The sequence below is a fragment of the Collinsella aerofaciens genome (assembly GCF_015546965.1).
Classification (GTDB): domain Bacteria; phylum Actinomycetota; class Coriobacteriia; order Coriobacteriales; family Coriobacteriaceae; genus Collinsella; species Collinsella aerofaciens_X.
The window spans coordinates 19,894-42,005 of record NZ_JADMUF010000015.1; the positions used below are offsets into that span (position 1 = coordinate 19,894).

A 22,112-nucleotide genomic window follows, 5' to 3' on the forward strand; every position below is an offset into this window, starting at 1 on the left:
CGCAGGTAGAACGGTAGGTTCGTATATATGAACCTACCGTTCGCTTTGTTTTTGGACGACGATTACGCTGGATGACTTTAGGTTTGCAGGAAAGGAACGACCATGAGGTGGACCACTGTTCGAGCGCTTTGCCGCCGCCTGACCGTTGCCGCGGTGACCCTCACCATGGTGACGGGTTCGTTGCCCGCGGGCGCGTTTGCCGAGACCCTCACCACCGACGGCGCTTTTGTGCAGACGGATAACGGCCAAGTAGCCGACGCCGCTCCCGCCGATTCGGCTGACGCCCAAACGTCAGGCTCGGCTTCCGCCGACCTCGCGGCCGATGCCGGCGCTGCCGACCCCACAGTGCTCGATGCCGGTGACACCCCTACGCCCCCGGCCTCCGAGATTGCATCGGCGGCGGGCCTGACGGGCGCCGGGCAGACCGAGAGCACACCTGCGGGTACGCTTGCCACCGATCTTGTCGAGGGCAAGGAGCTCGCCGAACAGCAGAAGCAGGAGGAGACCGCCGAAGCCGAAGCAACCTGGAATGAGGATCTTGGGCTCTGGATGACCTCGAAGGGCGCCACGGGCGTAAAGGACGAATACGACGATGGCTACGTGGCCGGCGAGCAGACCCCCGCGCAGTACTACTTCTCGATTGATAGCCTCACCAACGAAATTTCTATCGAGTATGGCGACGCGGGCATTACCACGTTGGAGGTGCCCTCGACCATCGACGACAAAAATGTCGTAAGCCTTACGGGTATGGGAAGCGCTGCGCTCACATCGATCACCTTCGCCCCTAATTCGCATGTCCGCTCGGTTGGAGGCTTGGGCGGCAGCAGCATCAAAGAGATCGCACTGCCCGATTCGGTCGAGGAGCTCAAGAGCTATGCATTCTACAAAAGCAAGACGCTCCAAACGGTAACCTGGCCCAACAACGCGGCCTTTACCACGATTCCCGAGCAGGCCTTTAAGGAATGTGAACAACTTGACGACAAGGTGGTGGCAACGCTGCCGCCTTCGGTCAAAACTATCGACTATCTTGCATTCGCCTATTGCGGCGTGCCACAGTTCTATGTCTCGGACACAACAGTGCTCACCTTTACGCAGATCAATGTGCCGGGCACGGTGGAGCGGATTGAGCGCAATGCCTTTGACGGGTGCTCGCATGTGTCGTCGGTGACGATCGGCGACGGCGTCAAATCTATCGGAGCGCACGCGTTCGCCTCTCTTGATCCTGCGATTGCCGGCAAAGAGATTGTGCTACCCAAAAGCGTGGAAATGATAGAGTGGGGAGCTTTTGAGAACACGAGATACGGAAACGAGACGAACCATAATGCCGTTGCCCTGCGCGTGATGAACCCCGATCTTCAGTTTGGTGAGGCGGGCTATCCGGGCGACTATAATGAGCGCGTGACAATCGATGGCGTAACGTATGCGATTCCCTTTAGTGAAGGCCAGACCATCTATGCCTATGCGACCGATTCGGCTGGCAACCCCTCGATGGTCAAAAAGCTTGCCGATGCCGTGGCCGATCGCAAGGACTCCGTCGATTCCTCGAAGCCTGCCTACACGTTTGAGTGGGTGGGCGAGGCGGCCCAGATCACGGGCAAACTTCCCCAGAGCGCGACGGCTACACTCGTGCAGGCGGGGCAGTCCACGCCGCTGGCGGTTGGCGATGACGGCAGCTTTACAGCGGACGCTCTCTCCAAGACAGCAGCCACCCTGCGCATTTCGCTCAGCGGTTACTATGACATGGTGCTGGCGCGCCCGGGCGACCAGATGACGGGCACATGGAATATCGGAGAGATTAAGGCGGAGGACTTTGCCAAGATTCCGACTTCGCGCGCGATTGAACTCAATGTGGCCTATCTCGAACCGGTCGCAGGCCAGGATAAGACCGAACGCATTGAGCTCGATAGTCTCGATAACATCGATCTGACGGTGAAGAGCGGCGGCAAGACGCTCAAACCTGCCAAGGGCGACAAGGAAAACGACTACCGTATCCAGGGTACAGCACTCGTGGTGTCGCAGGCCATTGCCGACGCGGACCAGGATCTGGAGATAACGCTCGAGCCTAAAGACAGCCTCAAGCTGGGTGGGGCGACGGCGACGGTGAAGCCTTCGGCCGGCAAGGTCGATATCGACTTGAAGCCCTGGGGCACGGCGACGGTCACGACCAAGGGCGACTACCAGGGCGCCAACCGCGTGCTGGTGTTCCGTACGTCCGACGGCAAGCTAGTTGCCGACGGTGTCACCTATTTGATGGGTTACGAAGACGATGGCACCACGCCTATCATGAAGGCCGAGACGCCGCGCCTTAAGGCCGGTTCGTACACCATCGTCGCCTTTAACAAGACGAGCTACGACATCCAAGCAACGAGCTATTCCACGTTTAGCCGCCTAGGGCTGACCGTGGGTAAGCATATCGCGCAAAAGCAGGTGAAGATCGAGGACGGCAAACAGCTCGACGTGACGCTCGACGTTCCCGCGTTTGACGTGGAGACGTATCGTGCCGAGCGCGGGCTGACGGCGGGCTCGGTTATCGCTGATTCGTCCGCGGTCGTTGGCGTGGAGACCGAGCTGCGCATTCATTACGAGCTCAAGGACAGCCAGGCTGCCAAGATTGAGATTCCGCTGGCCAAGGATGCCGTCGAGGATGTGTCCGCAGGCGCTCGCGAAGCCGGCGCCAGCTCCGATGCCATGTGGGCTGGCACAACTTGGGAGGGCGACAACCTCGTTCTCGATATGAAGAAGGGCAAGGGCGCCGATGTGTTTGTGCGCTTTAAGCCTAAGGCCGCGGGCACCTATGCCATCTCGCCGCTCATTACGCTGGGCGAGGTGACATTGCCGCTGGGAAGCACCACACTCGAGGTTAGCAGATCGCGCATCGAGGTCGACAGCACCGACGTTCACAGCCTGCTGGGCAATGTGGCCTACGTTTATGCAGCGCCGGGCAAGAGCGTGCAGCTCACCGTGGGGACGGGCTCCTCGGCTGCAAAGTACACCGGCAAGACCAATAAACTCGGCCGTGCCAAGATTGAATACGACCTGCCGCAGGATACGCTTGCCGCCGAGCGTGTGACGCTCGAAGCGCGCGTGGGCTCGACCGATGTTGCCGCCGCTGCTGCCGAGGTAACGGCTCGCAATTATGTGCGCTATGTTCCGGGTGCTTCGGTCTGGAACTTTGATGTGACGTATCGTGGCGGTACGCAAAACTTGGTCAAGGACGGCAAGGACACCGGCAAGAGCCTGTGGACCTTCCATCATCTGCCACAAAAGAAGAACGCCTACTGGACCTTTGACATCACGCTCGAGGTGGGAAACGAAGAGGCCGCCGACACGCTCGACCTGTACGTGGACTGCGTGGATGGCAAGACGGTGACGATTCCTCTGACTCAAAAGTCGCGCGAGGGCACCCGTGTGCGCTATGTGGCGGAGTATGTGGACGAGGGTTACCTTAAGCTACTCGACGAGTTTAACAAGGCGAATGACTCGACCTATGTGAACTGCGGAAACTTTGAGCAGATCTTTATGCCGCAGATCTACCGCATCTCCAATGCTCAGCTTATGACCATGCTGAGTTTTGACGCCAACGCTTCGGCCAAAAAGCATTCCGCCGCTGCCGAGGAGCGCCAGCAGGAGTTCTCGAATGCCGTGCAGCAGTGGCACGAGTATATGATGGATAACTCGTTTAATGATGTCGATGAGGCCTTTAACGACGCGATTGACCAGATGGTCGCCGATGCGTTTGCCGAGGAGGACGAGGACGGTAAAGAGGACGAAGCCCAAGGTGGAGCTGCCCGTAAGGCTCGCCGCGCCCCTGCCGCCAGCGACGGCGAGGGTGATGATGCTGGCAACGACGAGGCCGCGCAGTTTGCGGCCGAGCTCAAGGCCGCGGTCGGCGGGTCGGCGGCGCTGCTAACCCGGCAGGGCGACAGCTACGGCGTCAATGTGGACAAGATGATCTTTGAGGATGCTTACGGCACCAGCGAGGATTGGTATCAGGAACTCGCGGCGGCCCAGGGCGCGAACGCTGCGGATGCGGCCGCCATCAAGGAGCTCGTCGACCATGCATCGCGAGCGGAGTTTATTGCCCAGCAGGCCGAGGATCTGGTGGGCCAGTCGATGGGTATCGGCCAGCTCAACCAATATGGAAGCTGGAATGACGCAACCGCTGCGGCGCTCAACAAGTGTGCGGGCATTAAGGCCAGCGAGTACAACGGCCAGTCGACGAGCGGGTTTAACGATTTGGGCCAGGCGCTCGGCAGCTCGCTGAGCTACAAGGCGGCTGACGACGATACCGTCAAGGGCTTTAAGGTCGCCGCGCCCGATGGCGAGCAGACAGCCTATATCGAGTCGGAATTTATCGAGAACTCCAATAACAACAAGAACCAGGCGCTTCTGTTTAACTCGATCGCCATGCAGTGCGACATTCTGGACGACCTGTACGACAACTGGAATGTGGTCCATAGCCTCAACAACTCCAAGGTGCGCGGATGGCTCATGGCCTGGAAGCGCAACGGCGACGTGAGCGCCCATATGAAGCTCATCCGCACGATCCGTTCGCTCAAGAGCTATAAGATCGAGTGCGAGATGTTCGGACAGGTCTTTAAGACCGATGCGTGGAAGGCGGCCGGCCAGGCGTTTCCCGCGGCGACCCAGGGCATCGGCATCTTTACCGGCATTTACGGCGTGAACGATGCCAGCAAGAACTGGGAGAACGTGAACGTCCGTATGCAGAAGGTGAAGGGCGAGCGCGAGGGCTATGAGCTTCAGCATACGCGCTTGCTTGCCAAGCCCGAGAAGACCGAGGACGACTGGAAGTGCATTTACGCGCTGCGTGACGCCATGGAGAAGGCGCGTGCGTTTGAGGATCTGCTGTATCGCCAGCTCTGCCACGACAGCACCGATGTGGCGGTGGGCTCCATTATGACAATCGCCGGCGTGCTGACGGCCGGTTCGGCGGGCACCGTGGTGGGCGCTGCCTATGACGCGGCTTCGACCAGCGTAGGTTCGGAGCGCGCGATTAAGCTGACCAATGCCGAATGCGCCTACGATGTTGCCTGCGAGCAGGTGGAGCGTGCGTGCCAGAATCGCATTACGGTCAACTGGGGCGAGCTGACCGATGCCGAGGTCTACAAGGCCAACAAGGACGGCTTGATCTCTGACGAGAAGATGCAGTCGATCTTCGAGGCGCGTTATCGCAATGTGGCTGCCAAGGCTGCACCCGACCCTGCGGGCGTGGTGTACGAGGGCCTGCTGTCCAATAACGTTGAAGGCGCGACGGTTGAGCTGTGGAGCGCCGACGATGCGGCCGGTACCAATGCCGTGCGTTGGGATGCCGAGGAGTATGAGCAGGACAATCCGCTTGCAACGGGTGCGGACGGTGCATACAACTGGAATACGCCGACCGGCTGGTATCAGGTGCGCGTGACCAAGGACGGGTTTGAGGAGGCGCGTTCGGCTTGGCTGCGCGTGCCGCCGATTCAGACTGAGGTGAATATTGGCTTGGTGTCGAAGGCGGCGCCCGAGGTAGCTTCGGTCCATGCCTATACCGATTGCGTCGAGGTTGAGTTTACGCAGTATATGGATGCGAGCGACGATACCCTGGTCGCATTGTGCGCGCAGGGCTTGGGCGACGTGACGTATAAGTGGCTCGACAAACAGGACGATCCCAATGGCAAGCCGCTGTCGCGCGTGCTGCGTATTCGCTATGCCGATGCGCGTGAGGCGGGCTCGACGGTGGCGTTTGAGCTCGACGGTGCTCGCAACTACGCCGGCACGGCCATGGCGCGCTGGGCAAGTGGCGAGCTTGTCGTGGGCGTTCGTGCCGACAAACTCAAGCTCAACGTGGAGCAGGCCGTGACCATGCTTGAGGGCGGTGACTTTGAGCTGGTGGCGCACGTGACCGATAAGGCGGGCAAGCCGTTTGCGGGCGCCAAGGTTAGTGTTGGGCTGGAGTCCTCGGCTATCTGCTCTGTCGATGCCACCCAGGCCGTGACGGGCGAGGACGGCGCGGCGACGTTTGTGCTGCATGGTGCTCTGCCCGGTTTGACGACGTTGACGGCGGCGGTGGACGGCACGGCGCTGTCCAAGCAGGTCGACGTTCGCGTGTCTGCCGAGGCAGTGCGACCGGCGCGACCGGTGGCGACGATTGGTGCGACGACGTTTGGTGCATGGTCGCCCAAGGAGAACTACATTACGGTGCCCAAGGGCACGAAGCTGGAGCTTTCTGCCGAGGATGGCGCGACGATTTGGTACACCACAAACGATACCTGCCCCTGCCGTGACGAAGGCCGTGTAAAGTACACCGAGCCCATTGCGCTCGATAGCAACATGTATGTGCGCATTGCGGCACAGCGCCCTGGCATGTCGTACAGCGAGTATTCCGAGCGTCTGAACATTACGATTACGGTGACCGATGAGGCGGCGCCTGAGCCGACGCCCGATCCCGAGCCGACGCCCGAACCGGACCCGACGCCTGGCGACGGCGAGCAGGGCGGCGGTGCGGATGGCTCTGGCGGCACCGGGGTACCTGCGGGCGGTTCGACTTCGACGACGACCACGGTGACGACGAACAAGTCCAAGGGTAAGGGCGAGAACGGCAAGAAGTCCGGCGGCACGGAGCTCGCCAGCACGGGTGACTCCACCGCGATGACGGTCGCCGCCTTGGGCACCGCCGGCGCCACGGTCATCGCGGCGGGCGTCGCTGCGGCCAAGCGCCGCAAACGTTAGGTTTCGGCGGCGGTCCCCATCCTCGGCCTCAGTAAAATCTCAATCTGTAACACCAAACTGTCCAAAACGGCTCTAGATGTTACAGATTGAGATGAACAGGCGGGTGTTCGCACAATATCTCGATCTGTAACACGTAGCGGGGAATTTGGTCTCTAACTGTTACAGATTGAGACAAACGTCGGAATCGGTTCGCCGACCAGGCCCCCAACCACCACAAAGGTGCCTGTCCCCATCGTGGTGGTCGGTCGACCGGCATAGAAAAAAGTCTCCGCCGGGCGTGTGCTCGACGGGGACTTTGCCGTTTGGTGGCTAGCGCTGTAGGTGATTACTCGCCCAGCAGGCTCTTGGTGATGGAAGCGGCGGCCTTCTTGCCGGCGCCCATCGCCAGAATGACCGTAGCGGCACCGGTGACGATGTCGCCGCCGGCCCAGATGCGGGGATCGGTGGTCTGGCCGGTTTCCTCGTCAGCGACGATGTAGCCCCACTTGTTGAGCTCCATCTTGCCGCCGATCTTGGCAGCGAAGGGGTTGGCGTTGGTGCCGATAGCCGAGATCGCGACGTCGCAGGGGATCTCCTCGATGGCGCCCTCGATGGGCACCGGACGACGGCGGCCGGACTCGTCGGGCTCGCCGAGCTCCATCTTCTGGACCTTGACGGCGCACACGGAGCCGTCCTCGCCAGCGACAAACTCGAGCGGGGAGACGAGCGGCAGAACCTCGACGCCCTCGGCCTTGGCGTGGTGCAGCTCGGCACGACGGCAAGGCATCTCATCCTCGGTACGACGGTAGGCGATAATGGCGTGCTCGGCGCCCAGGCGCTTGGCGGTACGGACGGCGTCCATAGCCACGTTGCCGCCACCAAAGACAACGACGTTCTTGCCGTGCTTGGTGGGGGTGTCGTACTCGGGGAACTTGTTGGCCTTCATCAGGTTCACGCGGGTGAGGTACTCGTTCGCGAAGAAGACGTTGGGCAGGTTCTCGCCGGGGACGTTGAGGAACTTGGGCAGGCCAGCGCCGGTCGCCACGTAGATGGCGTCGAAGCCCTGCTCGAACAGCTCCTCGGCCGTGGCCATGTTGCCCACGACGGAGTTGTACTCAAACTTGACGCCCATGTCCTCCAGGCCGTCGATCTCGCGCTTGACGACCGCCTTGGGCAGACGGAACTCGGGGATGCCGTAGACCAGCACGCCGCCGCCGGTGAAGAATGCCTCAAAGACGGTGACGTCAAAACCGTTACGGGCGAGCTCGCCGGCGCAGGTGATGCCGGACGGGCCGGAGCCGACGACGGCGACCTTCTTGCCGTTCTTGGGGGCCATCTTGGGCGTGGAGGCGAGCTCGGGGCGATCACCCAGGAAGCGCTCGAGCTGGCCGATGGCCACGGGCTCGGACTTCTTACCACGGATGCACTTGCCCTCGCACTGGTTCTCCTGCGGGCAGACGCGGCCGCAGATGGCGGGAAGCATGGAGTCCTCGCGGATGGTATCGAGAGCGCCGCCGAAGTCCTTCGCGCGGATCTGCTCGATAAAGCGGGGGATGTTGATGTTGACGGGGCAGCCCTCAACACAGAACGGCTTCTTGCAGTTGAGGCAGCGCTCGGCCTCGGCCAGCGCCATCTCCTCGGTGAAGCCCTTGTCGACGGGGCGGAAGTCGCAGGCGCGCTCGGCAGCCGGCTCCTCGTTATCGGGGGTGCGGGGCGACTTCATATCGGCAACGAAACGACCGTTAACTAGTGGCATGCGCAGCTCTTTTCCTCATAGGCCTTGAGGGACTCGCCCTCTTCGGAACGGTAAGCGGCCTGGCGGGCACGAAGGTCATCCCAGTCGACCAGGGTGGCATCAAAGTCGGGGCCGTCGACGCAAGCGAACTTGGTCACGCCGCCCACCTCGACGCGGCAGCAGCCGCACATACCGGTGCCGTCAACCATGATGGGGTTGAGGGACGCGGTGATGGGGGTGTCGTACTTCTGGGCGGTGAGGGTCGAGAACTTCATCATCGGAACGGGGCCGACGCAGAAGACCTGGCTCACGGCCTTGTCCTGCAGCAGGCGCTCCAGCGGAGCGGTGACAACGCCCTGCTCGCCGTAGGAGCCGTCGTCGGTGGTGATGTGGATGTGGTCCTCGTCGAGGAGCTCGCGGAACTGGTCCTCCATGAGCAGGAGGTCCTTGGTGCGGGCGCCCATGATGGCGTGAACCTCGTGACCGGTCTCGACCAGGTGCTTGGCGACCGGGAAGGCAATTGCCAGACCGACGCCGCCGCCAATGACGGCGCAGGGGCCCTCGGCCATCTCGGTGGGAACGCCCAGCGGGCCCACGACGTCGCGCAGCGACTCGCCGGCCTCGTAGGTGGAAAGCATCTCGGTGGTCTTGCCGATCACCATGAAGATGAACTCGACCCAGCCCTCGTCACCGTTCCAGCCGGCCAGGGTAAACGGGACGCGCTCGCCCGTCTCGTTGGCGCGAACCATGAGGAACTGTCCAGCGTGCGCATGCTTGGCGATTGCGGGTGCCTCGATGCGGAACTTGAACACCTTCTCCGAGAACCGCGTCTTCTCCAGGATCTTATACATAGAACCCCTCTCTTGTTAGGGCTGCCGAACCGTGCCTCCACGGAAATGGACGGTAGCCCGAGTAAAACCGTACGCGCACAGGCGTTGTGCAGACATACGGTGCAAATTATACCCTCATGGACATGTCGCTTACGTGTGTCTTCGGCGGTTGGGAAAAGGGTTTATCCACTTCGACCTACCAAATAGGGACAGGTTTATTTTGGTCGGTTTTATCAGGCAAAACAGCAAAGGGGCCGGCCTCGTGTCGTGATGAGGCCGGCCCCCTTTGGGGCGCTATGTGTGTATGGCAGTGCGGGGTTTATTGCGATGTGCCGACTGTGGCGTTTCCGTAGATAAAACCTGCCAAAATAAACATCCCTATTTGGTAGGTTTTAGTGCTTGCCGTTGGCGGAAGCGGCGCCGTTTACGTGATCGCGGGCGTAGATTACGCCGTGGACGATGGCCAGACCGGCGGCATCTGCGGCGCGGGCACAGGTGTCCTGGAAATCCTCGGCCTCGCGGGCACGCAGCTGCTTGAGCACGTAGTCGGCGACGGCCATCTTGCCGGGAGGGTTGCCGATGCCGGTGCGGATACGGCTAAAGTCGCGGCTGCTCATCTTGTCGATGATGGAGCGCAGGCCGTTGTGACCGGCATGGCCTCCGCCCACCTTAACACGCACGTCGCCGGCGGGAATATCGAGCTCGTCGTGGATGACGAGCAGCTCCTCGGCCTTGATCTTGTACTCGCGGCAGAGCTTGGAGATGGGCCCGCCCGAGGTGTTCATGTACGACTGCGGCTTGACCAGTACAATCTGGCGCTTGCCGTTCTCTTCCTCGGTATCGTTGATGTTGATGAGCGCGACCTCGGCGCCTGCTTGGTTTTTCCAGTACGTGACGCCGGCCTGACGGGCCAGCTCGTCGATCGCCTTAAAACCGGCGTTGTGGCGGGTCTCGGCATACTCATCGCCAGGGTTGCCAAGTCCGGCAACCATGCGAATCTTAAGCGGCTGTGCAGCTGCCATGTTCATCCTTTCGTTACACAAAAGTTCAATCAACGACAAAGGCTACCACGCCCGCCGAAGGCGAGGAAAGGTTGCAGCAAAGTCATTTCAGAAAACAGCTGCCCCGAGACAGCAGGAAGCCCCGGACACGCCGGGAGGGGTTATCAAAGCGAACATCCCGCAGCCGCAAAGCGGCGAGGACGTTCGCGTGATAACCCCGCAGGCATGTCCGGGGCTTCCGGAGGGATGCGAGGGTCGAGCGACTACAGCGCGAAGTCGCCGCCGACGAGCGTGGAGACGGGCTCCTCGTGGTAAACGGCGGAGATGGCCTGAGCGAACTCCTCGGCGACCGAGATGGTCTTGATCTTGCCGCCGACCTCGACGGGGATGGCGTCGGTGACGACGCACTCGACGATGGGGGCATCGTTCAGGCGCTCGATGGCCGGACCGGAGAAGATGCCGTGGGTGGCGCAGACGTAGATATCGCCAGCGCCCATAGCCTTGAGCTCCTTGACGTTGGCGCACAGGGTGCCAGCGGTGTCGATCATGTCGTCGTTGATGATGCAGGTCTTGCCCTTGATGTCACCGATGATGCCCATGACCTCGGCGGCGTTGTGGCGCGGACGGCCCTTGTGGGCGATGGCCAGGTCGCAGCCGAGCATGTCGGAAAGCTTCTTGGCGGCCTTGGCGCGGCCCACATCGGGGGAGACGACAACCAGGTTGTCGGTGTCGAAGTGCATGTCGTTGTAGTACTGGCCAAACAGCGGCAGTGCGGACAGGTGGTTAACCGGGATATCAAAGAAGCCCTGGATCTGGCCCTGGTGCAGGTCGAGGGTGATGATGCGGTTGACGCCGGCGCGCTCGAGCAGGTTGGCGACGAGGCGGGCGGTAATGGGCTCGCGCGGGCCGGCCTTGCGGTCCTGGCGGGCGTAGCCGTAGTGGGTGATAACGGCGGTGATGGAGCGGGCGGATGCGCGCTTGGCAGCGTCGGTGGCGATGAGCAGCTCCATGAGCATGTCGTTGACGTTGCCGCCTGCCACGGACTGAATCAGGAAGACGTCGGCGCCGCGGACGGTCTCGTCATAGCGGGCGTAAATCTCGCCGTTGGCGAACTGCTTAAGCGTAAGGCCCGAAAGCTCGACCCCCAGGTATTCAGCGATCTTCTGAGCGAGGGGACGGTTGGAGGAACCGGAATACACGCGGATGGACTTGCGCATATTCTCCGACTTCTCGGGATCATTAATCGGCATTACCCTTCTCCTTTATATATCGAATGCCATATAGATGCCTTGTTGCATTGTAACCGCGCGGCGGGGTTTATCGAGTCTTGATAACGTCTTTACCGTCAACGGACACGAACCGACCACTCATCCTGTCGTGCAGGTCAGCATAGAAAAAGGAGCCGTCCCCGTGGAACGGCTCCTTTTATGCTTGGTAAAACGTTACACCTCGTCGTCCTCGTGCAGACGGCGGCGATAATCGGCGGCCCAGCCCTCAATATTTACCTGACGGGCGCGACCCAGGCCGAGCGCGTCGGCCGGGACCGGCTCGGTGATGACGGAGCCGGCGGCCACAAGCGCGCCGTCGCCGATCTGAGCGGGTGCGACCATCATGGTGTCGGAACCGATGAAGGCATCCTTACCGATGACGGTCTTGTGCTTGTGCACGCCGTCGTAGTTGCAGGTGATGGAGCCCGCGCCCACGTTGACACCGGAGCCCATGGTGGTGTCGCCGATGTAGGACAGGTGCGGCACCTTGGAGCCCTCGCCGATCGTGGACTTCTTGATCTCCACGTGCGTGCCGGCCTTGGAGCCGTCGAGCATGTGGGTGCCCGGGCGCAGGTAGGCGCGCGGGCCGCAGTCTACGCCGTTCTCGATGACGGCCTCGATGGCGATGGTCTCATCGATGGTGCAGCCGCTGCCGACGGTGGTGTCGGTGAGACGGCTGTTGGGGCCGAGCTGGCACTCCTCGCCTACGGTGACGTGGCCGATCAGGTGCGTCTGCGGCCACACGACGGTGTCGCGGCCGATAACGGCATCGGGGCCGATCCAGGCCTGCGTGGGGTCGATGAAGGTAACGCCCTCGGCCATCCAGTGCTCGTTGATGCGGTCGCGTGCGATGGCGGTAAGCTGTGCGAGCTGGATGCGGCTGTTGACGCCCAGGCCGTCGCGGTAGTCGTCGCAATGGAAGATGGAGACGGCCTGACCGTGGCCTTTGAGGATCTCGAGCATGTCGGGCAGGTAGTACTCGGACTGCGCGTTGTCGTTGCCGATCTCGTTGATGTGGGCGGCGAGCTGCGCGCCGTCAAAGGCGTAGCAGCCGGCGTTGCACTCGAGCAGCGTGGCGGCCTGCTCGGGCGTGCAGTCCTTCTGCTCGATGATACGCTCGATCTGACCATCGGCGCCCAGCTTGATGCGGCCGTAGCCGAAAGGATCGGGCGGGGTCATGGTCATGACGGTGCAGGCGAGCTCGCCGGTGGCGACGGTCTGCGCGAACTTGGCCACGGTGTCGGCGGTGATGAGCGGCAAGTCGCCGTTGAGTACGACGACCGGGCCTTGCGTGATGCCGCAGGCCTCGAGCGCGACCTTCACGGCGTGGCCGGTGCCCAGGCGCTCGGTCTGCTCGACGCACTCGACCTTGGTGGCGCTGTTGGCGTAGGCGCCGTCGATCAGGGCGCGCATCTCGTCGGCGTGGCTGCCGATGACGACCACGACGCGGCTGCAGCCGGCCTTGATGGTGGCGTCGACGATCCACTGGACCATGGGCTTGCCCAGGATCTTGTGCGAAACCTTGCAGTGGTTCGACTTCATGCGGGTGCCCTCGCCGGCAGCGAGGATAATTGCGGTTGCGTCCATGTGATCTCCTGTTACGTTATAGAGACGTGTGTTTGGAAACGATACACGGCGCAATATGATACCGCAGGCATATGATGAGCGCGTAACGATTGGTTTGCGGCGGTTGAGGCTTGCGTCGCTGGTGTGGCGTTTGCGCTGCTTGCGTGCGGCGTTGGCGGTGCTACGGAGCCGTCGTTTGAGCTAGGGGACGGGGGTGCCCGTGGACAACATACGAGAAGAGTTTGGCGGCGAGCCCGTCGCGGCATTCTCGATGTCGCATCCGGCGGTGCCGGCCCTCTACATGGTACTGACGCTGGGGATCACCATGTTCTCGATGCAACCGGTGCTGATCGCGCTGTCGCTTGCGGGCGGGCTGGCGTACGGGCTTGCGACGCGCGGTGCTGCGCGCACGTTGGGGGCGCTTCGCTGGCAGCTGCCGGTGATTTTGATTATCGCGGTGCTCAATCCGCTGTTTAGTGCATCGGGCTCGACGGAGCTGTTTCGTATTGGCATGCGTGCGGTGTATCTAGAGAGCATGGTTTACGGCCTGTGCATGGGCGGGCTGTTTGTGGCGAGCGTGCTGTGGTTTGAGGCCGCGGCGTCGATGCTCGAATACGACAAGGTGCTCGCGCTGCTGGGCAATGCCGCGCCGGTGATCGCGCTCATGATCTCGATGTGCATGAGGCTTATCCCACAGTTTTTGCGCCGCGGCCGCACGGTGCTGGCGGTGCAAGATGCGATTGATGTGCCGGGCCGCGCGCCGGCCGACCCCGTGCGCTCGCGCCTGCGGGCATCAAGCGTGTTGATGGGCTGGGGCATGGAAGATTCGCTGGAGCGCGCGGACGCGATGCGCTCGCGCGGGTGGGGTGCCGCGACGCATCGTACGACGTATGCGCGGTATCGACTGGGGCGAGGCGATGTTGCCGCGCTGGTTGGGCTTGCACTGTTTGGCGTGGTCACGGTGACAGTGGCGTGGACCGCGACGACGCAGTATTCGTTTTATCCGCAGCTCTCGGTGCCGGCGCCGTGGCCGGGCTATGTCGTGTACGCTGCCTGGATGGTGCTGCCTTGCGCGTTGCACGCGATTGATGAGAAGAGGTTTGGCTGATGGCTCGGTTGGATAGGAGCTCGTCGGCGGGTGTGGCATATGGCTCGGCCGCGCCGGCGATTGAGGTGCGGAGCCTGAGCTTTGCCTACCCCGATGCTGATGCTGCGGTGCTCGAGGGGCTCGACTGGTCTGTTCCCCAAGGTGCGTTTGCACTGCTTGTTGGCGGTACCGGTTCGGGCAAGTCGACGCTGCTGTCGCTGCTCAAGCCCGAGATCGCGCCGGCGGGTACGCGCTCCGGCGAGCTGCGCGTGTTGGGCGAGCTCGTCGCCGACATGGATGTGCGGGCATCGGCGGAGCGCGTGGGTTATGTGTTCCAGGATCCCGAGAACCAGATCGTGTGCGAAACCGTGTGGCACGAGATGGCGTTTGGCCTGGAAAACTTGGGGCTAGCGCGTGATGAGATGCGCCGTCGCGTAGCTGAGACCAGCTATTTCTTTGGACTGGAAGATTGGCTTCACCGCGATACTGACACGCTTTCGGGCGGTCGCAAACAGTTGCTGTCGTTGGCGGCCGTTCTGACGCTGCGCCCGCGCGTGCTGCTGCTCGACGAGCCCACGTCTCAGCTTGATCCGGTTGCGGAGAAGAATTTCCTGCACGCGCTGTTTCGTGTGAATCGCGAGCTGGGCTGCACGGTTGTTGTGGCGACGCATCAGCCGCGCCCAATGCTCGAATACGCGACGTGTGCGTACCGGATTGAGGACGGTCGCGTGCGCGAGGTGGCGGATATGGCTTCTTTGGGATGCCGAGAATCGCTGTTTTCCGATGACATGTTGGGGTGGGGTGCCATCCGATGTGCAAATAAAGGAGTATTCAGCAGGCGTGAGGACAATTTGGGCTCTCTGGAGCCGCCCGGGGACGTATCGAGCGCGAAAAAAAGTTCTGAATTGGACAAATCGTCCGAATTTGTGGCGCAAACGTCGCTCGAGAACGGCTCGGAAGCCTTCTCGCGCACGGATGGAAGCAGAATACTCCAAAAAATGCACGGCGGGTCGGCTACCACCCTGTCGGAAGGCTGGTTTCGCTACGATCGAGCGTCCGGCTGGGTGCTGCGCGGGCTCGATGCGTCGTTTTCGGCTGGCGCGGTGCATGCGGTTGTGGGCGGTAACGGCTGCGGCAAGTCGACGATGCTTTCGGTGCTGGCCAAGACTGCCAAGCTGCAGCGTGGTCGCATGGTGCGCGGGGCGGCCTCGGCTGCGCTGCTGCCGCAGAACCCCAAGGCCCTGCTGGTTGCCGAGACGGTGCGCGACGAGCTGATGGAATGGGCCTCGACCTGCGGATATGACGAGGCTATGGCGCGGGAGCGTGCGGCGCAACTGGGATTGGACGGCCTGGAGGCGCGTCACCCGTACGATCTTTCGGGCGGTCAACGCCAGCTGCTTGCGTTGGCAAAGCTGCTGTTGATTGGCCCCGAGCTGCTATTGCTCGATGAGCCCACCAAGGGTTTGGACCTGGCCAGCCGTCGCATCATCGCCCGCGCCCTGTGCAAGCATGCGCAAGCCGGCGGCACCGTCATCATGGCCACGCACGATCTGGACTTCGCCGAGCAGGTAGCCGACGACGTTGCCATGATGTTCGACGGCGAAATTGCCTGCATGGAGCCCCCGGCAGATTTCTTTGCCGACAACGTGTTTTATAGGGCGTGATGGAATGGCGGATTATCGCAGCCTGCGCCTACTTGCAAAACTGGAGATTCCGCTGTTGTTGGCAGTGCCGGCGGTAATGGCCGCAGCGTTGCTGGCGGGCATTGAGCAGGCGGCGCTTGCCATGCTTGTCGTGGTGGCGCTCGTGCTTGCACTGTTCTTTGCGGGCTACGAGGCGTCGCGCCCGGGCTTGCGCCAGATTATGCCAACGCTGGTTCTGGCGGCGCTGGCCGCGGCGGGCCGCATCTTGTTCGGCCCCATTCCCGACTTTAAACCCGTGAGCGCCATCGCTATTATCGCGGGAGCGACGTTGGGTCGACGCAACGGCTTCATGGTCGGCGCGCTGGCGGCGCTGACCAGCAATTTCTTTTTTGGACAGGGCATGTGGACGCCATGGCAGATGTTTGCCTGGGGCCTGGTTGGTTATGTTGGCGGCGCGCTGGCGTGCGCGGGTGCTTTTGATCGCGCCGACGGCACCGTGCGCATGCCGGCGCTACTGACCTACGGCTTTGCTTCGGGTTTGCTATACGGCGTGGTAATCAACGCCTACGATATCATCGGTTTTGTACAACCGCTCACGTGGGCGGGCGTCGTGGCGCGTCTTGCTACCGCCGTACCGTTCGATATCACGCACGGACTCGCGACCTGCGTGTTTTTGGCCGTCCTGTACAAGCCCTGGTGTCGCCGCATCAACCGAGTCGTCGTGAAATACGGACTGTAGGGCATTTCGCGTTTCCTCACGAACTTGCGGTGGAATAGTTCTCGTTTTTGGCTATTTGCTGCCCAAACAGGAACTATTCCACCGCAGCTTATAGGGGGAGAGGGGTCACATGATCTGTTTTCCTCCGTCCCCCAGGAATTACTTGGGGCTAGAGCTCTAGCGTGAGGGTGACGGGGCAGTGATCGCTGCCGAAGATGTCGCCGCGGATGCCCGTGTCGCGCACATTGCCGGCGATTGTGTCGCTCACCAGGAAATAATCGATGCGCCAGCCGGCGTTGTTCTTGCGAGCATTAAAGCGGTAGCTCCACCAGCTGTAGACGCCCTCAACGTCGGGGTTTGCCGCGCGCCAGGTGTCGGTAAAACCGGCATTGAGCAGCTCGGTAAACTTGCCGCGCTCCTCATCCGAAAAGCCGGCGTTGCCGCGGTTGGACTTGGGGTTCTTAAGGTCGATCTCCTCGTGTGCCACGTTAAAGTCGCCGCAGGTCACCACGGGCTTGCCGGTCTCGTGCTCAAGCGCGTTCAAAAACCCTCGGTATGCATCGTCCCAGGCCATGCGTACATCGATGCGCGCGAGCTCGTTTTGGGCGTTGGGCGTGTAGACGTCGACAAACCAAAACTTGTCGAACTCGAGCGCGCAGACGCGGCCCTCGGTTGCGGCTTGGGCGACGAGCTCGGCCGCCTCGCCCTCGTCGGCGTAGGGCAGTAGTGCATCGGCGCGCAGTACGCGCAGCGGTTCCTTGCGGCTAAAGACCGCGGTGCCCGAGTAGCCCTTGCGCTCGGCGTAGCTCCAGGTTTGGTGATAGCCGGGCAGGTCGATATCGACCTGGCCCTCCTGCAGCTTGGTCTCTTGCAGCGCTAGGATATCGACATTGAGCTCCTGCGCGATCTGAATAAAGCTCGGGTCCTTTTTGAGCACGGCGCGCAGGCCGTTGACGTTCCACGAGGCGAAAGTGTAAGTCTGAGGCATGGTGTCCTTTCGACGGGGTTGGCAGGCTTAAGATTAACGCAACAGGAGCGGGGCGGAGTCCGCGAGTGATAGTGCGAACGCCGCCGTCCCGGAGACACGGACGGAGGACTCATATGACGCAGGCAATATCGGACCCCAAACAGGCCTCCGCCGCGCTGGCTGAGCTGTTCGAAACCCATAGCCACGTGGTCTTCTTTGGCGGCGCGGGCGTTTCCACGGCAAGCGGCATTCCCGATTTCCGCAGCGTGGACGGTCTGTATCACCAGCGGTTTTCCTATCCGCCCGAGACTATGCTCTCGCACAGCTTCTACGAGGCGCATCCGGCGGAGTTTTTCGACTTCTACCGGACCAAGATGATCGCCCTTAACGCCAAGCCCAACCACTGCCACGCCAAGCTGGCGGAGCTGGAGCGCGCCGGCAAGCTCGATGCCGTGGTGACGCAAAATATCGACGGCCTGCATCAGGCGGCTGGTTCACGGCGCGTGTTTGAGCTGCATGGCTCGGTCCACCGCAATATCTGCCAGACGTGCGGCGCGGTCTACAGCGCCGAATGGATTTGCGCGCGCGAGCACGAGGATGCCGCGGGCGTGCCCGTGTGCCCTGCGTGCGGCGGTCGCATCAAGCCCGATGTGGTCCTCTACGAAGAGCCGCTCGATGAGCGTGTGCTTACCGGCGCCGTTGCTGCCATCGCCGCGGCCGACGCCCTCGTCGTGGGTGGAACCTCGCTCGTAGTGTATCCGGCGGCGGGCCTCACTCGTTACTTTACTGGCGATACGCTGACCATTTGCAATTTGGCGCCCACCGATCAGGATGCAAATGCCGACCTGCTGATTTCTTGCGACATCGCGGCCGCGTTTGCGTTCTAGCCCGCGCGCGCGGATACAATAGAAAGACTGATTGCAAAGCGACCCCGCCGCCAGCGCCCGAGCGCGGCGGCGTGGGCATTTTAGGAGGATGTTCATGGCGAACGACAGCAAGACATGGCGGTGCAGAAAGTACGAGCTCAGCTTTGACCGTCCGCGCATCATGGGCGTCCTCAACGTGACGCCCGATTCGTTTAGCGACGGCGGGGAGCACTTTGACCAGGATGCCGCTATCGAGTACGGCCTGGCGATGCTCGATGCTGGCGCCGACATCATCGACGTGGGCGGCGAGTCCACGCGCCCCGGCTTTACCCCGGTCAACCCCGACGAGGAGGCGCGTCGCGTGCTGCCCGTCGTGCGCGCGCTCGCCAAAGAGGGTGCCATTGTCTCAATCGACACGCGTCATGTGGCGGTTGCCAAGGCGGCTGTGCGCTGCGGTGCTTCGATTGTCAACGACGTGACGGGCTTCACCGATCCCAAGATGGTTGAGTTCGTTAAGACGAGCACCTGCGGCGTCATCGTAATGCACGCCGGCGAGGTCGCCGCACCCGCACGCACGCACGCGACGGTGCAGCTCGATACCTCGGCTGCGGCGTTTGTTGCCGAGAAGGCACGCGAGGCGGCTGCCGAGGCCGCGCGCGAGGCCGAGAAGCCGGCCCGTCGCCGTCGCGGCAAGTTGCTGGGCGAGCCCAAGGCTGAGGCCAAGCTTCCGGGCGGTGTGGTACAGCCCTCGCTGCCGTTTGGCGAGCCGGAGCCCGCGCCCGAGCCTGTTGACGAGCCGGAGACGCCGGCTGCCGAGCAGGCTACTGCCGCCGAGACCGTCGCGCCCGCGCCCGAGGCCGCATCGGAGTCCAATGACCACCTGGCGGCCATGATGCGCCGCAGCGCCCGCCGCGAGGAGGCCTACGTGCCCACCTCTCAGCTCCGCCGCTTTACCCTGCCCGATTCGGCACCCATCATGCGCCGTGTCATGGGCTTTCTGTCCGACCAGGCCCGCACGCTCATCCATGCCGGCGTGTCGCGCGACCGCATCTGCATAGATCCCGGTCCGGGCTTTGGCAAGACGGCCAACGAGGACATCGTCATCCAGCGCGAGACTGCCAAGATGGCGTCGCTGGGCTATCCGCTCATGTGCGCCGTGTCGCGCAAGCGTTTTGTGGGCGCCGTCTCGGGCGTGACCGAGGCCGCCGCGCGCGATGCCGCCACGTTTGGCGTGTGCCTGGGCGCTATCCAGGCCGGCGCCAACATCGTGCGCGTGCACGACGTTACCGGCTTTGCGCAGTTCCTGAACGGTTACTGGGCTGTTGCCAAGCCGCAGCCGCGCCGTGCGTTTGTGGCCGTGGGCTCCAACCTGGGGCATCGTTGCGACAACATCCGCGCCGCGCGCGACATGATCGCCGAGATTCCGCTCACCTGCGTGTCCAACTGCTCGCGCATTTACGAGAGCGAGCCGGCCTACGAGACGCGCCAGGATGCATTTGCCAACGCCGTCATCGAGATCAAGACCGAGCTGGCGCCGCTGGTGCTGCTCGACGAGCTTATGAAGATCGAGGCCGAGCTGGGGCGCGATCGCTCCAAGAAGGCCAAGGTCAACGGCCCGCGCACCATCGACCTGGACCTGCTGTGGATGGACGGCGAGATCCACGGCGGCAAGAAGCTGCGCCTGCCGCATCCGCTCATTGGCGAGCGCGACTTTGTGCTGGTGCCGCTCGAGGACCTGATGCACGACCCGGCGCGGTTCTTCCGCTACAACGGTGTCGAGGTCAAGGAGCCCGAGGACCGCGTGGGTCATATCGTGGGCGAATTGGGGCGCATGTAGATGATTGAGATGAATGCTGTAGCCGCCGGTACCGAGCTTGACGCCGCGCGCGATGCGGGCCGCGAGGGTGCGTCCGCGGGCTGGTGTGCTTGGAGCACGGGCGAGGCGTCGTTGACGTTTTCGCTGGTCGTGCGCCCGGACGTGAACATGCATGCCTTCCACGGCCTGCCGTTTGTGGCGGCGATGGGCATGATGGACGCGCTCGTGGGAACGGCTGCGGCACCGGGGCTGGGCCTTGCCGGCAAGGTGGGCATTCAATGGCCGAGCGACATTGTGTGCGGCGCGCCTGCGTTTGAGACGTCGTTCGCGCGCGTCGCCGTCAACGGCGGCGCCGGCGCCGCGGGCATGTTCGGCGCCGTGACGGTGGATATCGAGCGTTCGGCGTTGAGCGAGCTTTGTGTGGATGTGGCTGACGAAGCGCTGGTCGAAGAGCTGGCTGCTGCCGTGCTGACCCGTGTGGACACCTGGGCGGTTGTTGCCAACACGCCGCAGGGCGCCGCCGGGCCGCTGGCTCCCGTGCTGGGCGAGTACTTCGACATGGTGCCGCTGCTGGGTCGCCAAGTTGCGGCGGTGTCGCCCAACGGCTTGCCGCTTGCGGTCGGTGTGTTTGCGGGCCTGGACATCTGGGGTCGCGCGACCATTAAGACCGACGCCGGCGAGCAGGAGTTTCCGCCCGAGGCCGTACGGATTCGCGGTCTGTAGCGTCTCGGCTTCGCCAGAGCCTACGCTAGCTTCTGCATGCGGCGGTAGATTTCGCAGATGCCCTTGATGGTGAGTTGGCCGTCTACCACGTCGAAGGCATCGGTCGAACCGGCGACGATGCTGGCGAGGCCGCCCGTGGCGATAACGGTGGCATCCTCGCGGCCCAGCTCGCGCTTCATGCGCGCGACCAGGCCTTCAGCCATGGCGGCGGCGCCCGTTACGGCGCCGACCTTGATGCACTCCTCGGTATCGCGGCCGATGGCGTGCTCGGGCGCCTCGAGCGGAACGCTGGCGAGCTTGGCGGCTCGGGCGGCGAGCGCGTCCATCGAAATGCGGATGCCCGGCGCAATCGCTCCACCAATGTAATAACCGTCCTCATCGATGACGTCGATATTGGTCGCGGTGCCAAAGTCCACCACGATTGCCGGCGCGCCGTAGAAAGTTTCGGCCGCAACGGCGTTAGCGACGCGATCGGCGCCTACGGCCTGGGGACGCGCCGCGCGCAGCTTGGTCACCGCGGCCGTCTGCGGTCCGATGACGATGGCGTCTGCGGCAATGCGGTCGGCCACGGCGTGCCATTCGCGCGAGAGCTGCGGCACCACGCCTGCAAAGGCGATTGCGTCGACCGCGTCGAGCGAAAGGCCGTACATCTTGAAGAAACCCATCAGGCGCACATGGATCTCGTCGGCGGTATAAGAGCGGTCGGTGGGCATGCGCCACGACTGCACCAGCTCGTCTCCGTCAAACAGGCCCATGGCCGTCTGCGTGTTTCCCATATCGATAGCGAGCAGCATGTCTACTCCCAGTGTTGGCATAAAAGGACGCGCACCATTGTATACGCGCCATCGACGGCGCTCGGGTGCGATTCGTTTACGGTGATAGGGGCTGAGGGGTTTAAATATGAAGGAATTATGCTCCACGAGATTTTCCTTGCCGTTTACCGAACTCCCGCGTAATATTCTTTCTTGCGCACATGAGGCGCCCAGACATTGCGGGGTGGAGCAGTCTGGTAGCTCGCCGGGCTCATAACCCGGAGGTCGTAGGTTCAAATCCTGCCCCCGCGACCAAGAACTTGCAGCTCGTCGGCCTAGCCGGCGAGCTTTTTTTCAAGACTTTAGTCTGCTGGCCGCGCAGCGGCCAGCTTTAAACCACCCGCTACGCGGGTGGAGACAAACGGCTTTACAAAGCCA

At 62.6% G+C, this 22,112-nt stretch carries 14 protein-coding genes and 1 tRNA gene; 8 read left to right on the plus strand and 7 right to left on the minus strand.

The features are described 5' to 3' along the window. Positions 1-102: 102 nt before the first annotated feature. Entirely contained in the window at positions 103-6,723 is a 6,621-nt protein-coding gene (locus tag I1M21_RS09045; RefSeq protein WP_195193295.1) for a leucine-rich repeat protein, read from the plus strand. Between the two features lie 325 nt (positions 6,724-7,048). On the opposite strand, the gene gltA is transcribed toward I1M21_RS09045, so the two are convergent. The 5 genes from gltA to glmU all read right to left on the minus strand — a co-directional run bounded on the left by gltA (position 7,049) and on the right by glmU (position 13,123). Next, complete coding sequence (gltA, locus tag I1M21_RS09050; protein WP_089572633.1) at positions 7,049-8,458, minus strand: NADPH-dependent glutamate synthase; 1,410 nt, start codon at positions 8,456-8,458, stop codon at positions 7,049-7,051. Then, complete coding sequence (locus tag I1M21_RS09055; protein WP_195193296.1) at positions 8,449-9,288, minus strand: sulfide/dihydroorotate dehydrogenase-like FAD/NAD-binding protein; 840 nt, start codon at positions 9,286-9,288, stop codon at positions 8,449-8,451. Before I1M21_RS09055 ends, gltA begins: the two co-directional genes overlap by 10 nt. 371 nt (positions 9,289-9,659) lie before the next feature. Further along, positions 9,660-10,289 carry an aminoacyl-tRNA hydrolase gene (gene pth, locus I1M21_RS09060; RefSeq protein ID WP_195193297.1) on the minus strand — a complete coding sequence of 210 codons (630 nt, stop codon included), beginning with the start codon at positions 10,287-10,289 and terminating at the stop codon, positions 9,660-9,662. A 242-nt stretch (positions 10,290-10,531) separates the two neighbouring features. Then, on the minus strand, positions 10,532-11,518 hold the full coding sequence (locus I1M21_RS09065; RefSeq protein ID WP_089573682.1) for a ribose-phosphate diphosphokinase: 987 nt from the start codon (positions 11,516-11,518) through the stop codon (positions 10,532-10,534). Positions 11,519-11,710: 192 nt separating this feature from the next. Beyond that, positions 11,711-13,123, minus strand: a complete 1,413-nt coding sequence (gene glmU, locus I1M21_RS09070) for a bifunctional UDP-N-acetylglucosamine diphosphorylase/glucosamine-1-phosphate N-acetyltransferase GlmU (RefSeq protein WP_118226284.1) — start codon at positions 13,121-13,123, stop codon at positions 11,711-11,713. A gap of 199 nt (positions 13,124-13,322) precedes the next feature. On the opposite strand from glmU, the gene I1M21_RS09075 reads away from it, so the two are divergent. From I1M21_RS09075 to I1M21_RS09085, 3 genes are read left to right on the plus strand one after another with little or no spacing between them, the layout of a single operon-like run. Beyond that, on the plus strand, positions 13,323-14,210 hold the full coding sequence (locus tag I1M21_RS09075; RefSeq protein WP_271763328.1) for an energy-coupling factor transporter transmembrane component T: 888 nt from the start codon (positions 13,323-13,325) through the stop codon (positions 14,208-14,210). Then, positions 14,210-15,853 carry an ABC transporter ATP-binding protein gene (locus I1M21_RS09080; RefSeq protein ID WP_195193298.1) on the plus strand — a complete coding sequence of 548 codons (1,644 nt, stop codon included), beginning with the start codon at positions 14,210-14,212 and terminating at the stop codon, positions 15,851-15,853. The genes I1M21_RS09075 and I1M21_RS09080 overlap by 1 nt, the downstream gene beginning before the upstream one ends. A 4-nt stretch (positions 15,854-15,857) precedes the next feature. Then, positions 15,858-16,571, plus strand: coding sequence for a DUF6580 family putative transport protein (locus I1M21_RS09085; protein ID WP_195193299.1), 714 nt, complete (start codon positions 15,858-15,860; stop codon positions 16,569-16,571). A gap of 148 nt (positions 16,572-16,719) precedes the next feature. Here the strand turns inward: I1M21_RS09085 and I1M21_RS09090 are convergent, their stop codons facing one another. Beyond that, positions 16,720-17,538: an exodeoxyribonuclease III gene (locus I1M21_RS09090; RefSeq protein WP_195193300.1), complete on the minus strand. Its 819-nt coding sequence runs from the start codon at positions 17,536-17,538 to the stop codon at positions 16,720-16,722. A gap of 113 nt (positions 17,539-17,651) precedes the next feature. Here I1M21_RS09090 and I1M21_RS09095 point away from each other — a divergent pair, with 113 nt between their 5' ends. The 3 genes from I1M21_RS09095 to I1M21_RS09105 all read left to right on the plus strand — a co-directional run bounded on the left by I1M21_RS09095 (position 17,652) and on the right by I1M21_RS09105 (position 20,922). After that, entirely contained in the window at positions 17,652-18,404 is a 753-nt protein-coding gene (locus tag I1M21_RS09095; protein ID WP_195193301.1) for an NAD-dependent protein deacylase, read from the plus strand. Between the two features lie 94 nt (positions 18,405-18,498). Beyond that, a complete protein-coding gene (gene folP / locus I1M21_RS09100; RefSeq protein ID WP_195193302.1) occupies positions 18,499-20,220 on the plus strand; it encodes a dihydropteroate synthase in 1,722 nt (573 codons plus the stop codon). Next, positions 20,221-20,922, plus strand: a complete 702-nt coding sequence (locus I1M21_RS09105; protein ID WP_195193303.1) for a hypothetical protein — start codon at positions 20,221-20,223, stop codon at positions 20,920-20,922. A 20-nt stretch (positions 20,923-20,942) separates the two neighbouring features. Here the strand turns inward: I1M21_RS09105 and I1M21_RS09110 are convergent, their stop codons facing one another. Next, positions 20,943-21,716, minus strand: a complete 774-nt coding sequence (locus I1M21_RS09110; RefSeq protein WP_195193304.1) for a type III pantothenate kinase — start codon at positions 21,714-21,716, stop codon at positions 20,943-20,945. Between the two features lie 196 nt (positions 21,717-21,912). Between I1M21_RS09110 and I1M21_RS09115 the strand changes: the two genes are divergently transcribed. Continuing rightward, positions 21,913-21,989, plus strand: a tRNA-Met gene (locus I1M21_RS09115). Positions 21,990-22,112: the final 123 nt, after the last annotated feature.